The following is a 14,071-nucleotide window of genomic DNA, read 5'->3' on the forward strand; positions in this document are numbered from 1 at the left end:
GGTTATGCTCCGCACGCGGCGATCTTCTGCGTATCGGTCAGGTGAACGCGCACCCCGGACCGCACTTTTACCGAGGTTCCGGTCACTGCATCGGTAACATTGGCGCTGAGCGCCCAGACGGTATCCCATCCCGAGGAACACATGGGCGCAATGCTGCCACCACAGGCGAGATTGGAAGGGCTGGGCCGTGCGCTCATGCACACCGGCGATGCCATTGCCACCTGATAATCGGTGGTGCCGTCGTTATTGATGTCGACATTGAGCTGTTCGGCCGTCGGCGCAGCGGTGAACGCCGAACCGATGACCCGCTGAATGCCGACATCGGCCGCGGCGATGGCCTCGTTGCGGAACTGCATGTTGCCGACCGCCTTGAGGTTGGTGCCGCTGAGGGTATAGGCGCTGCCGACCATCAGCATCAGCATCAGCAACATCACCAGGGCGACCACCAGGGTTGCCCCCCGCTGAGCTCTCGAATCACACAGGATAATCATGGCGTCTGCCTCCGCCGGGACACGTTCACCAGCGTGGCGCTGGACGTGAACAAGTGCCGCTTGTAGCCATCGGTGAACGGGCCGAGGGTGGAACCGCCCAAGGCGTAGGTCTTGTCTGAGCTGTAGCCTGGCGTCTGGGTACGGGCGCGAGCCAGCACATAGAGCCGGGCCTCCACCACATCCACCAGTTGATCCACCGAGCAGGAACCGGCACCGCAATGGACGAATGCGCCATCGGGCGAACCATCGCCACGGTTGTTCAGGGTGACTCGGGTGTTGGGGTCATCCCATTGCGGTGCAGCGTGGTAATTGGTTGAAGCTCCGGACTTGCTGACATTGTCGACGCCTAGCTCGACGCGGAACGCTTCGATCCCCTCGATCAGCGGCACCGCCGACTGCAACGCGTTGGCCGGGGTGGCACCGCCGGAAAGATCGAAGGTGGAGCGCATCAAGGTCGGGATACCGTCGCCTGCCGTCACGGCGTAGTCACGCACGTAATAGAGATCGATGACGAACTTGCGTCGCTCGGCAACGGTCAGGCAATTGAGGTTCTTCAGCGTGAACCCCGTGGTATCCAGTACAAAGGCGCCCAATGCATCGTCCTTGCAGAAGGACGACTGGAAGTACACCTTGCCGGTCGTCAGCGCGTCGCAATTGCCAACCCCTGGCGAGCAGGTATCGGCATGTCGCACCACCAGCACGTCGGAGTTGCTCGCCAGGTTGGTGACGATCGCCGAACAGCCGGGGGGTACGGCGGAATATGCCTGCACCACGATGCCCACGGAATTGATCCTGTCCTGCTGCGTCCATGTCGAGAAGGCGGAGCACACAGGCGGCAGCGCCAGCGGGTAATCTGTCGGCGCAGTGGTAGCGGTCAGGTCGTCGAACTGCGGGACAAAACCATTCCAGAACCCCGCATGGGCCAAGTCCTCCTGCAACAACCCCACGGCAAAGCGCCCGTTCTCGATCAGCGCGTTGGTCTGGGCCATGTCGTCGCTGGTGCGGCGCAGGTTCAAGTAGAGCGTCAGCACCGCGACCATGATCAGCAGGCTGATGGTCACGGCGATCATCATCTCCACCAGGGTGAAGCCCCGCTGTCGGGATACGCCGCTCATAGCGAAGCGACCCGCACGATGGTGGTCACCACCCGCCGGCAGAGATCACTGCTGCAGCCCGAGCTACCGTTGTAGCTGCCGCTGCCACAGGCCACGCTCGACGGCGGCGCGGAGATCGGCGTCATGCCCTGCCAGGCCACGGTGATCAGGTACTGATTGCTGCCCAGCGACTCGATGCAGCCGCGACCGCCCAGCATGGCGCCAGCCTTGACGTTGCCGCCGCCCACCTCCGCCGCACCCTGCAGGTTGCTGCACCAGTCGGCGAGGTCGGCCTGCTGGCGGGTGCCGCTGCTGGTCGGGCAGGTCATGCCGACGCCGAGCGGCGTGGATGTGCCGGTGACATAACTGGAGGAGTTCTTCGCGTTGGCGTTCATCCGGCTGGACATGTCGTTGAGCAACAGCAGCGCCTGGGCGCGCTGGTAGGACTCCATGTCCGACAGCTGCATGCGCATCTGCAGCTTGGCCAGGCCCAGAAGGCCCAGGGAGATGATGAGGATGCTGACGAGCAGCTCGATCAGGGTGAAACCGCGTTGCCGGGAGGTCAGCATGTCGGTCACCACTTCGCCGCTGGCGTCTTGCTGCCGTCGCTGCTGAGGGTCAGGTTGCCGTCGCTGGCCTGCGCGCCGCTCGGGGTGAAGGTGATGGTGAAGGTCGGCGGCGTACCGCTGCCGACGGTGATGGAGTAGCCGTAATTGCTCGACACCTCACTGGGAAGGGCGTAGCCGCCGCTCTCCAGCTGCGTCTTGCTGGCATAGGAGCGGTTGGCCAGCAGGTACTGCTGCTGGCGATTGGCGATGTCCATCATTTGCGCCTGGGCCGCCGACCGCTTTCCGCGAATGATGTACTGCTGGTAGCTGGGATAAGCGATGGCAGCCAGGATCGCCACTATCGCCGCCACCACCATCAATTCGATCAGGGTAAAACCACGGGAACTAACAGGCATTATCAGACTCTCTTTACGGGGCCCTTTTTCAAAGACTCTATTAGTTAAATGGCGAATCGCCACCCCGCCGACTCGGCAATTTAGTACCAGTCGTCGCCGGCGCACCGATCTATATACAAGTAGTTAACGAGAAAGATGGCCTGGCATTTTCCATAAAAACGCCACAACCCAATGATTGCGGGCATTAGAGCTGAACACCCGAGCCGCATCAAGAGCCGATACACCGCCGTCCCCGTATCAAAAAAGAGACACTTAGAAAACTTTCAGAGTTAATTCCTGCACACTCGTACTACTTATAAAATTCACATAAAAAAAGTGTGAAAATAAAGTTAAACACTACCCCCATTACTTCTATCTCGTCGATTGAAATACGCACTGATAACGAATTCAAAATCGTCCAACCGCCGACAACTAACAACTTCTCACCACCTTTCAAACTTCTATATGCATCGCTATCAATGAGCTAACTATCGAGTCAGAAAGGCAAACAAGGCCCGGGGAGCGGTCGAAGGATTCTTTTCGCCGACCTGCGTCTCGCCGAGCAAGAACCGGCCAGCCTGTGTCAGCGCCCACCTTGACGTCGTTGCAACGCCTCGATGAATGCCGCCAGCGGCATGGGCCGATCGAAGAGATACCCCTGCAACACCTCCACGCCGCGCGAGGCGAGATAGGCCCGCTGCTGCTCGGTTTCCACCCCTTCGGCGATGATCATCAGGTCCAGCTTGCCGCACAGCTCGACGATGCTGTCCAGGATGTGGGAGGACAGCGCGTCGACACCGATCATCGCCACGAAGCTCTTGTCGATCTTCAGCGCATCCACCTTGAAGCGATGCAGATAGGCCAGGCTGGAGTTACCGGTGCCGAAGTCATCGATGGCCAGCTTGACGCCCAGGGAGTGGAGATTGTCGAAGAGTTCGTCCGTCACCTCGCTGGAGACGATCAGCTCCCGTTCGGTCAGCTCCAGCGTGAGTTCCAGGCGATGAGGCAGGAAGCGCGCCTGGAAGTCCCGGCAATCGCCGAACAGCCCCGGCTCCGTGCAATGCCGGGCGCTGATGTTGAATCCCAGGTGGAAGCCTTGGCCCAGCAGGTGCCCATGCGGCGCCAGCGCGTCGGCAACCTGGTGCATCAGCTCGCGGGTCATCGGAACGATCAGCCCGGAGCGTTCGGCCATCGGAATGAACAGGTCAGGGCCGACCATGCCTTCGCGCGGGTGAATCCAGCGCATCAGCACCTCCGCCCCCACCCAGCGGCCGTCCCGGGCATTCACCAGCGGCTGCAGGTAGGGCACGAACTCGCCGGCCAGCAGGGCGCGCTCCAGCTCCAGGCTCGGTGTGGCCGAGCGTCCCCAGAGCCAGTAGCAGGCGATACCGGACACACCGCCGAGCATCAGCATCAATGCCACCAGGGGCAACGAGTCCCTGCGGATGTGCTGCCATTGCGCGCCCTCCGGGAAGCCACCGATGACCATGTAGGGAAACCGTCGGGACGTTCGCTCGACATGGCCAAGGGGCAACGCCGCAGGGTTACCGTCGAACACCCTGCCCTCTTCGTCCATCCACTGCTGGCCGACCCGCAGCTGCAGGTCGCTGCGCTGGTCGACCAATTGCAGGGTGTTGCTGAGGTAGCGGCCGTCAATGGTGGAGAGCGCGGCGAAACGCCCCTCGACGCGACGCAGGATCAGCAGGGCGTAATGCGGCGTGACCTCGTTGCCCGCCATCATCCGCAGCTCGCCGGCGACATACAGTCCGGCGTCCAGCGGCGCCTCGTAATCGCCGAACAGCGAGGTGCAATAAATAGTGTCGTCACGGGTGAGGTTGACCGACCGGACGAACGGCACCACCGCCACCTGCTCGCGAAGTACCAGGGTGGCGTCCGCGCAGCCTTCGTCCACGTGGCGCAAGGCGACCTGGGCCGCGCCCCTGGCATTGCCCAGCATGACATCGAAGAGGCGCACGGCTTCGTTGGCGGCGGTCCGCGCTTCGGCGCCCAGGCTGCTCAGCGCCTGCCAGTAGATGATCACGCTGCCCAGCAACAGCGGCAGCAGCGCCATGGAAAGGGAGAAGACCAGGCGGGGCACCAGCCGGCGCCGGGTATAACTGCGTAGCGGCATCCTTGTTCCTTGCTCGACGGCGCCGCGACCTGCGACGCATTGCCACTCCCCCGAAGGCAGCGACGTGCCTTGAGCTTAGAACAGCCTCCGGCGCCGGGCGCCTGGCAACGGAATCCGTATAATCCCCGCCCATCCTGATCGCCACAGAAGACGCCCATGCCCAAGCCGCAGCAGCTCCAGCCCGCGGGGAACTTCCCGCCCGCCACGCTCCTCCGTCGCTTCGCCGCGATGTTCTACGACTTCCTGCTCTGCGTGGCCTTGCTGATGGTGGTGACGCTGATCTACCAGCAAGGCTTCCTGCGCCTGATCTACGGCGGCGAGAAGCTCCGGCAGTTGGCCGACCAGGGCGCGCTGACCGGCGACCCGCTGCTTTCCAGCCTGCTGTTCGTCAGCGTGTTCGCCTTCTTCGCGAAGTTCTGGACCCACAGCGGCCAGACGCTCGGCATGCAGGTGTGGGGTGTGCGCGTCCAGAACGCCGATGGCACGCGCATCAGCCTGATGCAGGCGCTGCTGCGCTTCGTCATTGCCATTGCCTCCTGGGGCTGCGCCGGCCTGGGCTTCCTCTGGATGCTCTGGGACAAGGACAAGCGCACCTGGCACGACCGCTACTCGGAAAGCGTGGTGATCCAGATTCCCAAGGCGGTACGCAAGGCCACCCAGGGCCGGGGCTGACCCCTGTGCAGAAAAAAGCCGGCGATTGCCGGCTTTTGTTTTTGCTCTGTGTAGGAGCGAGCTTGCTCGCGAACCTCTCGCCCCGGAACAGGGATTGATCGCGAGCAAGCGCGCTCCTACAAGCCTCTTTTAACCTGCCCGCTTCAGCAACAGCGCACCGAGGAAGGCGCAGATCGCCGCCGGCACCAGCACCGCCAGCAGCGGCGGGAAGTTGAACACCTGGCTGGACGGCCCGAGCAGGTCCTGGGCGATGCGGAAGGTGAAGCCCACCAGCACACCGGTGAACACGCGCTGGCCGAGGGTCACGCTGCGCAGCGGGCCGAAGATGAACGAAATCGCCATCAGCACCAGGGCCGCCGTCACCAGCGGCTGCAGGATCTTGGTCCAGAACGCCAGCCAGTAGCGGTTGGAGCTCAGGCCCTGGTCCTGCAGGTAGTGGATGTAGCCCCACAGGCCGGTGATCGACAGGGCCTCGGGCTCCATCACCACGGTATTGAGCAGCTGCGGGCTGAGCTGGATGTTCCAGGTCTCGCTCGGCGCGGCCACCACTTCGCTGCGCTTTTCCGCGGCGTGCAGCACCGTGGTGGTCACGTCCTGCAACTGCCACTGGTTGTTCTCGAACACAGCCTGGCGGGCGAAGCTCGCCGTTTGCAGGCGGCGGTTGTCGTCGAAGTTGTAGCGGGTCACACCCAGCAGCACGCCGTCCGGGCGCACCACGTTGATGTGGATGAACTCGTGGCCCTGCCGGTGCCACAGGCCCGACTTGGAGCTTTGCGAACCATTGCCGCTCTGCGCCAGCGCGCGGCCGCTCTGGGCAGCGGTTTCGGTGTAGGGAATCACGTACTCGCCAACCAGAATGCCGACGAACATCAGCACCAGCATCGGCTTCATCACCGCCCAGACGATGCGCTGCAGCGACACGCCGGCGGCGCGCATGATGGTCAGCTCGCTGTTGCTGGCCAGGGTGCCCAGGCCCACCAGGCAGCCGATCAGCGCCGCCATCGGCAGCATGTCGTAGCCACGGCTCGGCGCGGTGAGCAGGACGAACTTCAGGGCCTCGGTCAGCGTGTAGCTGTCATCGAGCTGCCCCAGCTGGTCGACGAAGGCGAACAACTCGGCCAGGCCGAGGATCACCCCCAGCACCGCGAGAATGGAGACGAAGACCGTCGTGCCGATGTAACGATCCAGCTTACGCATGCTTCAGACCCCCGCCCGACTTCGCTCGCTGGGCGGCCAGCTTCAGGCGCAGCGGTTCCCAGTACAACAACAACAGGCCGATGCCCAGGAATATCCCATGGATCCACCACAGGCCCAGGGCCATGGGGATCTTGCCCTTGTCGAGCATGCCGCGCCCGGCGATCAGCAGCGCCAGGTAGGCCATGTACAGCAGCACCGCCGGCAGCAGCTTGAGGAAGCGGCCCTGGCGCGGGTTAACTCGCGACAGCGGCACCGCCAGCACGGTGACCACAAACACCAGCAGCGGGATGGACAGGCGCCATTGCAGCTCGGACTTCATCCGCGGGTCGTCGCTACCGAGCAGGTCGGCGGTGGGAATGGCGTCGCGGTCGTCGATTTCGCTGCTCACTTCCGGCTTGGGCAGGAGCGCCGCGTAGGTGTCGTACTTAATTTCGCGGTAGTCGGCCTGGCCCGGCGTGCCATCGTAGCGGTAGCCATCCTTGAGGATCAGGTAGCGGCTGCCGTCCGCGTGGATTTCCTGCACACCGGTGGTGCCGACCAGCACCGAGGTGCCGCCGTCCTTGCCGTTGCGCGGGCGGTTCTTGTCGGAAATGAACACCCCGCCCAGCTCCGTGCGCTCGTTGGCCAGGGTTTCGGTGTAGGTCACCCGCGTGCCGTCGCGCATCGACTGGAAGCGCCCCGGCGCCAGGGTGTCGAATTCGGTCATCGCGTCCTGCTTGTTCAGCAGCAGCTGCATCTGGGTGATGCCCTGCGGCGCCAGCCACAGGCTCAGCCAGGCCACCAGCAGGGCGATGAACAGCGCCGGCGCCAGGGTGATGGCCAGCAGGCGCTGCTGGCTCATGCCGGTGGCGGTCAGCACGGTCATCTCGCTGTCCAGGTACAGGCGGCCATAGGCCAGCAGGATGCCGAGGAACAGGCCCAGCGGCAGGATCAGCTGCAGGAAGCCCGGCAGACGCACGCCCATGATCATGAACAGCGAACCCGGATCGAGCAGGCCTTGGGCGGCCTGCGCCAGGTACTTGATGAAACGGCCGCTCATGATGATGACCAGCAGCACGGCGCTCACCGCGCTCATGGTGATCAGCACTTCACGGGACAGGTAACGGAAGACAATCAAACCGGACACTCCAGGGTTGTCACGCTCAGGCGGCTACGCTCAAACTAGCCGCCGTGAAGCATTGCCGGGTGCGCGCGGACGCGACCCAGCGCAAATAGCCGGCATTATCCTGCGATTCGCCGGGCCTGTCACTGCGCAGGCCATCTTCCTTCGCAGACCATTCAAGCTCTTTGTCCCGGGGACACTCAGCCATGGAATTCCTTGTAAAAAGCGTACGTCCGGAAACTCTCAAGACCGCCACCCTGGTCATCGCCGTGGGCGAAGGCCGCAAGCTGGGCGCCACCGCCAAGGCCGTCGACGAAGCCACCGGCGGTGCCATCGCCACCCTGCTCAAGCGTGGCGATCTGGCGGGCAAGGTCGGCCAGACTCTACTGCTGCAGGATTTACCCAACATTAAGGCCGAGCGCGTGCTGCTGGTTGGCGCCGGCAAAGAGCGCGAACTCTCCGACCGCGCCTACCGCAAACTGGTTTCCGCCGTCCTGAACAATCTGAAGAACCTGGGTGGCGCCGACGCCGTCCTGGCCCTGGGCGACCTGGCGGTGAAAGGCCGCAACGCCCATGGCAAGGCCCGCCTGCAGGTGGAAACCCTGGCCGACGGCACCTACGTCTTCGACCGCTTCAAGAGCCAGAAGGCCGAAGCGCCGAAGCTGAAGAAGGTCACCCTGCTGGTCGACAAGGCCGACGCCGCGGCCGTCGAACAAGGCGCCAAGCAAGCCCAGGCCATCGCCAACGGCATGGCCCTGACCCGCGACCTGGGCAACCTGCCGCCGAACCTCTGCCACCCGACCTTCCTCGGCGAGCAGGCCAAGGCGCTGGGCAAGGAATACAAGGGCCTGAAGGTCGAAGTCCTCGACGAGAAGAAACTGCGCGAGCTGGGCATGGGTTCCTTCCTCGCCGTCGCCCAGGGCAGCGACCAGCCGCCGCGCCTGATCGTGCTGCAGTACAACGGCGCGAAGAAGAAGGACGAGGCCCCGCACGTTCTGGTCGGCAAGGGCATCACCTTCGACACCGGCGGCATCAGCCTCAAGCCCGGCCTGGGCATGGACGAGATGAAATTCGACATGTGCGGCGCGGCCTCCGTGTTCGGCACCTTCCGCGCCGTACTGGAGTTGCAGCTGCCGATCAACCTGGTGGGCGTGATGGCCTGTGCCGAGAACATGCCCAGCGGCGGCGCCACCCGCCCGGGCGACATCGTCACCACCATGAGCGGCCAGACCGTCGAAATCCTCAACACCGACGCCGAAGGCCGCCTGGTGCTGTGCGACGCGCTGACCTACGTCGAGCGCTTCAAGCCGCAGTCCGTGGTGGACATCGCCACCCTCACCGGCGCCTGCATCGTCGCCCTGGGCTCCAACACCTCGGGCCTGATGGGCAACAACGACGCGCTGATCAAGCAACTGCTCAAGGCCGGTGAAGTCGCCGACGACCGCGCCTGGCAGCTGCCGCTGTTCGACGAGTACCAGGAGCAGCTCGACAGCCCCTTCGCCGACATCGCCAACATCGGCGGGCCGAAGGCCGGCACCATCACCGCCGGTTGCTTCCTGTCGCGCTTCGCCAAGAAGTTCCACTGGGCGCACCTGGACATCGCCGGCACCGCGTGGATCAGCGGCGGCAAGGACAAGGGCGCCACCGGCCGCCCGGTTCCGCTGCTGACCCAGTACCTGCTGGACCGTGTGAAGTAACGGAGTAAGACAGCCATGTTTTTTGGAACCCAACGCGTCGCGAGTGCCGCTCGGGCAAGGCGAAAGCCTGTGCAAATGCGCAGCTTCCGTTTTGTAAATGAGCAATTTGCGCAGGTTTTCAACGCAGCATGAGCAAACGCAGCAGCTTTGGGGCCAAAAAATGACGCGCGTGGATTTCTACGTTATTCCCAGCGCCGATCCCGACGCACGCCTGACCATCGCCTGCCGCCTGGCCGAAAAGGCCTGGCGGCAAGGCATGCGCATCTTCGTGCTGTGCAGCGACGAGGCCCAGCGCGAGGCGCTGGACGCCCGGCTGTGGAACTTCCGGGGCGAAACCTTCATCCCACACAATGCGGTGGAAGAAGATGCCGACTCGCCGATCGTGCTCGCCCTCGGCGAGCCGCCGGAGAGCCACCGGGACCTGCTGATCAACCTGACCCTGGCCATTCCCACCTTCGTCGACCGGTTCAACCGGGTCGCCGAACTGGTGATCGAGGAACCGGCGATTCGTCAGGCCGCGCGGGAGAATTTCCGTCGCTACCGCGAGCAGGGCTATCCTTTGCAGGACCATCGCCTGCCGCGCCCTTGAGAGCGTTTTCGCCACGACCATGGACAACCGCAAGCCCCCGCACGACCCCGACCACCTGCTGGAAGACCTGAAGAAGATCCAGGACTTGCTGGACGAATCGGGCGCCGAGCCGCCCCTGCTCACCGAATCCTTCGAGCCGGACAACATCCCGCTGCTCTCCGACGTGGTCGCGCCCGCCCCCCAGCCGCCCACCCCGGCAGCCGTGTCGCCGGCAGCGCCAACCGCATCGTCCACGGCCAGCGAGCTGAACCGCCTCGACCTGGAACTGCGCGCCGCGGCCCAGCTCATCCTGCAGGACGTCCTCGACGACTTCGCCCCGCAGATCGAAGCCGAGCTGCAGCGTCGCCTGGAGGCACGGATGCAACGGCTGTTGGCGCAGCGCAAGCCCTGACGGTTCCCTACCGCAACGCCGCGCGGCCTCGCGCCAATCGCGGACACGGTCGCTCCTGCGCCCCCCTTTACCTGTAGGAGCGAGCTTGCTCGCGAACCGGGCTTCGCAGCGGGGGGTGTTCGCGAGCAAGCTCGCTCCTACGAAGAGCCATATCCCCATCCGACCTCCGTATCTGGCCCTGGCTCTGGCTTTTAAAGGCTTCCAGAGAAACACCCGCGCGCTCCGAACGGCCCCGTCCAGGAGGCCGAGTGGAAGCGGAGTTTCAGGGGTTGAGCGGCATGGATGCCGCGAGAGCTGCGATGGGCCAGGGATGGCCCTTCGCGGCGTGCCCCTGAAACTTCGCTGGAGCGAGGGTATTTTTCGCCTAAGCGAAAAACCGGATGTCCGGGGCAAGACCTTTGCCTTCTTTGGGGCGTTTGCCAAAGAAGGTCGCCCGAGGTGGCGAAACGGGAAGTCCGCGCGCACACCGAAGCGGCGCAGGAATGCCCAAGCCGACGCCCGCCGCATCCTGACAGGTGCTGCCCCTGCAATATCACAGGGGCACGCGCCGGCCCTGCCGGCGGATCGCGGGCATGGCCCGCTCCTACAAGGCCCCAGCTGAGCGGCCGGAGGCCAAACGCGGACGGAGTCCGCTCCTACGCCCACAGCAACGCCTGTAAAAGCAGGCCCGCTCACCCCACACTGGTGGCCTGTGAGCCCCGCCTCCCGTTATACTCAGCGGTTTTCCGTCTAGCCTTATCAGGGTCCCGCCGCGCTCATGGACAAGACCTACCAGCCCCACGCCATCGAATCCCACTGGTACCCCCTGTGGGAGAAAGAGAACTACTTCGCCCCGCAAGGTTCCGGCGAGCCGTACACCATCATGATCCCGCCGCCGAACGTCACCGGCAGCCTGCACATGGGTCACGGCTTCAACAACGCCATCATGGACGCGCTGATCCGCTACCGCCGCATGCAGGGCCGCAACACCCTGTGGCAGCCGGGCACCGACCACGCCGGCATCGCCACCCAGATGGTGGTGGAGCGCCAGCTGGCCGCACAGGGCATCGCCCGTCATGACCTGGGCCGCGAGAAGTTCCTGGAGAAGGTCTGGGAGTGGAAGGACCAGTCCGGCGGCACCATCACCCGCCAGATTCGCCGCCTGGGCTCCTCCGTGGACTGGTCGCGCGAGCGCTTCACCATGGACGAAGGCCTGTCCAACGCCGTGAAGGAAGCCTTCGTGCGCCTGCACGAGGACGGCCTGATCTACCGTGGCAAGCGCCTGGTCAACTGGGACACCAAGTTCCACACCGCCATTTCCGACCTGGAAGTGGAGAACCACGACGAGAAGGGCCACCTCTGGCACCTGCGCTACCCGCTGGCCGACGGCAACAAGACCGCCGACGGCAAGGACCACCTGATCGTCGCCACCACCCGTCCAGAAACCATGCTGGGTGACAGCGCCGTCGCCGTGCACCCGGAAGACGAGCGCTACGCCGCGCTGATCGGCACCTTCATCGACCTGCCGCTGGTGGGCCGGCGCATCCCGATCATCGCCGACGACTATGTCGACCGCGAGTTCGGCACCGGCTGCGTGAAGATCACCCCCGCCCACGACTTCAACGACTACGAAGTCGGCAAGCGCCACGACCTGCCGCTGATCAACATCTTCGACAAGGACGCCGCGATCCTCGCCACCGCCCAGGTGTTCAAGCTCGACGGCAGCGTCAACACCGAGCTGGACGCCAGCCTGCCGGCCGCCTACGCCGGCCTTGACCGCTTCGTCGCGCGCAAGCAGATCGTCGCCGACTTCGAGGCCGCCGGCCTGCTGGAGAAGATCGACGACCACGCGCTGAAAGTGCCCAAGGGCGACCGCTCCGGCACCGTCATCGAGCCCTGGCTGACCGACCAGTGGTACGTCTCCACCAAGCCGCTGGCCGAGCCCGCCATCGCCGCCGTGGAAGACGGCCGCATCCAGTTCGTGCCCAAGCAGTACGAGAACATGTACTTCAGCTGGATGCGCGACATCCAGGACTGGTGCATCAGCCGTCAGCTGTGGTGGGGCCACCGCATCCCGGCCTGGTACGACGACGCCGGCAACGTCTACGTCGGCCGCAACGAGGCCGAAGTGCGCGCCAAGCACAACCTGGGCGACGCCAACCTGCGCCAGGACGAAGACGTCCTCGACACCTGGTTCAGCTCGGGCCTGTGGACCTTCTCCACCCTCGGCTGGCCGGAACAGACCGAGTACCTGAAGACCTTCCACCCCACCGACGTGCTGGTGACCGGCTTCGACATCATCTTCTTCTGGGTGGCGCGCATGATCATGCTGACCATGCACCTGATCAAGAATGGCGATGGCACCGCGCAGATCCCGTTCAAGACCGTCTACGTGCATGGTCTGGTGCGCGACGGCCAGGGCCAGAAGATGTCCAAGTCCAAGGGCAACGTGCTCGACCCGCTGGACATCGTCGACGGCATCACCCTCGACGAACTGCTGGAAAAACGCACCAGCGGCATGATGCAGCCCAAGCTCGCCGAGAAAATCGCCAAGCAGACCAAGGCCGAGTTCCCCGAAGGCATCGCCAGCTACGGCACCGACGCCCTGCGCTTCACCTTCTGTTCGCTGGCCTCCACCGGCCGCGACATCAAGTTCGACATGGGCCGCGTCGAGGGCTACCGCAACTTCTGCAACAAGTTGTGGAACGCTGCCAACTTCGTCATCGAGAACACCGATGGCAAGGACACCGGCGTCAATGGCGAGCCGGTCGAACTGTCCTCGGTGGACCGCTGGATCATCTCTGCCCTGCAGCGCACCGAGATCGAAGTCGCCCGCCAGCTGGACGCCTTCCGCTTCGACCTGGCCACGCAGGCCCTCTACGAGTTCATCTGGGACGAGTACTGCGCCTGGTACCTGGAACTGGTCAAGCCGGTGCTGTGGGACGAGAACGCGCCCATCGAACGCCAGCGCGGCACCCGCCGCACCCTGGCGCGCGTGCTGGAAACCGCACTGCGCCTGGCGCACCCGTTCATGCCGTTCATCACCGAGGAAATCTGGCAGCGCATCAAGGCGTCCGCCGGCAAGAGCGGTGACACCCTGATGCTGCAACCCTGGCCGATCGCCGACGAGGCGAAGATCGACGCCGCCGCCGAAGGCGATATCGAGTGGGTCAAGGCGCTGATGCTGGGCATTCGCCAGATCCGTGGCGAGATGAACATCTCCATGGCCAAGCGCATCGACCTGGTGCTCAACAATGCATCGCCCGAGGACCACCGCCGCCTGGCCGACAACGAGCCGCTGCTGATGAAGCTGGCGAAGCTGGAAACCATCCGCGTGCTGGACGAAGGCGAAGAGCCGCCGATGTCCGCCACCGCACTGGTGGGCGACCTGCAGGTGCTGGTGCCGATGGCCGGCCTGATCGACAAGGCTGCCGAGATGGCGCGCCTGGACAAGGAAATCCAGCGCCTGGAAGGCGAAGTCAAACGCGTGGGCGGCAAGCTGTCCAACGAAGGCTTCGTCGCCAAGGCCCCGCCGGAAGTGATCGAGAAGGAACGCGCCAAGCTCGCCGAAGCCGAGCAGGCCGTGACCAACCTGATCCAGCAGCGCGAGAAGATCGCCAGCCTGTAAGCCCCACCACAAGGCCCGCCAATGCGGGCCTTGTGCTTTTTGCAGATCAAGATCCCCTCTCCCTAACCCTCTCCCGCAAGCGGGAGAGGGGACCGTTCGGTGAAGGTTGAAACCACAGTATCAGCCGGCACGGACTGTCCCTCTCCCTGAGGGAGAG

Annotated in this window: 12 protein-coding genes; 5 read left to right on the forward strand and 7 right to left on the reverse strand. The window is 64.4% G+C overall.

Annotation, left to right across the window (positions count from 1 at the left end; translation table 11 throughout):
• Positions 1-2: 2 nt before the first annotated feature.
• The 5 genes from N0B71_RS02225 to N0B71_RS02245 form a co-directional block, all read right to left on the reverse strand.
• Positions 3-491, reverse strand: a complete 489-nt coding sequence (locus N0B71_RS02225) for a PilX N-terminal domain-containing pilus assembly protein (RefSeq protein WP_259756979.1) — start codon at positions 489-491, stop codon at positions 3-5.
• Positions 488-1,561, reverse strand: a complete 1,074-nt coding sequence (locus N0B71_RS02230; RefSeq protein WP_259756980.1) for a PilW family protein — start codon at positions 1,559-1,561, stop codon at positions 488-490. The genes N0B71_RS02225 and N0B71_RS02230 overlap by 4 nt, the downstream gene beginning before the upstream one ends.
• 41 nt (positions 1,562-1,602) lie before the next feature.
• Entirely contained in the window at positions 1,603-2,154 is a 552-nt protein-coding gene (gene pilV, locus N0B71_RS02235) for a type IV pilus modification protein PilV (protein WP_259756982.1), read from the reverse strand.
• Between the two features lie 5 nt (positions 2,155-2,159).
• On the reverse strand, positions 2,160-2,549 hold the full coding sequence (locus tag N0B71_RS02240; RefSeq protein ID WP_259756984.1) for a type IV pilin protein: 390 nt from the start codon (positions 2,547-2,549) through the stop codon (positions 2,160-2,162).
• A gap of 562 nt (positions 2,550-3,111) precedes the next feature.
• The gene (locus N0B71_RS02245; protein WP_259756986.1) at positions 3,112-4,659 is read right to left on the reverse strand and encodes a cyclic diguanylate phosphodiesterase; all 1,548 of its coding nucleotides are present in this window, start codon (positions 4,657-4,659) and stop codon (positions 3,112-3,114) included.
• A 156-nt stretch (positions 4,660-4,815) separates the two neighbouring features.
• Between N0B71_RS02245 and N0B71_RS02250 the strand changes: the two genes are divergently transcribed.
• A complete protein-coding gene (locus N0B71_RS02250) occupies positions 4,816-5,331 on the forward strand; it encodes an RDD family protein (RefSeq protein WP_259756988.1) in 516 nt (171 codons plus the stop codon).
• Positions 5,332-5,460: 129 nt separating this feature from the next.
• Here N0B71_RS02250 and lptG read toward each other — a convergent pair whose 3' ends face one another.
• Together lptG and lptF are read right to left on the reverse strand one after the other, a co-directional pair.
• Positions 5,461-6,528, reverse strand: a complete 1,068-nt coding sequence (gene lptG / locus N0B71_RS02255; protein ID WP_259756990.1) for an LPS export ABC transporter permease LptG — start codon at positions 6,526-6,528, stop codon at positions 5,461-5,463.
• A complete protein-coding gene (lptF, locus tag N0B71_RS02260) occupies positions 6,521-7,645 on the reverse strand; it encodes an LPS export ABC transporter permease LptF (RefSeq protein ID WP_259756991.1) in 1,125 nt (374 codons plus the stop codon). Before lptF ends, lptG begins: the two co-directional genes overlap by 8 nt.
• A 191-nt stretch (positions 7,646-7,836) precedes the next feature.
• Here lptF and N0B71_RS02265 point away from each other — a divergent pair, with 191 nt between their 5' ends.
• The 4 genes from N0B71_RS02265 (at position 7,837) to N0B71_RS02280 (ending at position 13,914) form a co-directional block, all read left to right on the forward strand.
• Positions 7,837-9,327 carry a leucyl aminopeptidase gene (locus N0B71_RS02265; RefSeq protein WP_259756992.1) on the forward strand — a complete coding sequence of 497 codons (1,491 nt, stop codon included), beginning with the start codon at positions 7,837-7,839 and terminating at the stop codon, positions 9,325-9,327.
• 160 nt (positions 9,328-9,487) lie between these two features.
• Positions 9,488-9,916, forward strand: a complete 429-nt coding sequence (locus N0B71_RS02270) for a DNA polymerase III subunit chi (protein ID WP_259756994.1) — start codon at positions 9,488-9,490, stop codon at positions 9,914-9,916.
• Between the two features lie 19 nt (positions 9,917-9,935).
• Positions 9,936-10,307, forward strand: coding sequence for a DNA polymerase III subunit chi (locus tag N0B71_RS02275; RefSeq protein ID WP_259756996.1), 372 nt, complete (start codon positions 9,936-9,938; stop codon positions 10,305-10,307).
• 757 nt (positions 10,308-11,064) lie between these two features.
• A complete protein-coding gene (locus N0B71_RS02280; protein ID WP_259756997.1) occupies positions 11,065-13,914 on the forward strand; it encodes a valine--tRNA ligase in 2,850 nt (949 codons plus the stop codon).
• Positions 13,915-14,071 lie beyond the last annotated feature (157 nt).

The organism is Pseudomonas sp. GCEP-101 (genome assembly GCF_025133575.1).
GTDB classification, from domain to species: domain Bacteria; phylum Pseudomonadota; class Gammaproteobacteria; order Pseudomonadales; family Pseudomonadaceae; genus Pseudomonas; species Pseudomonas nitroreducens_B.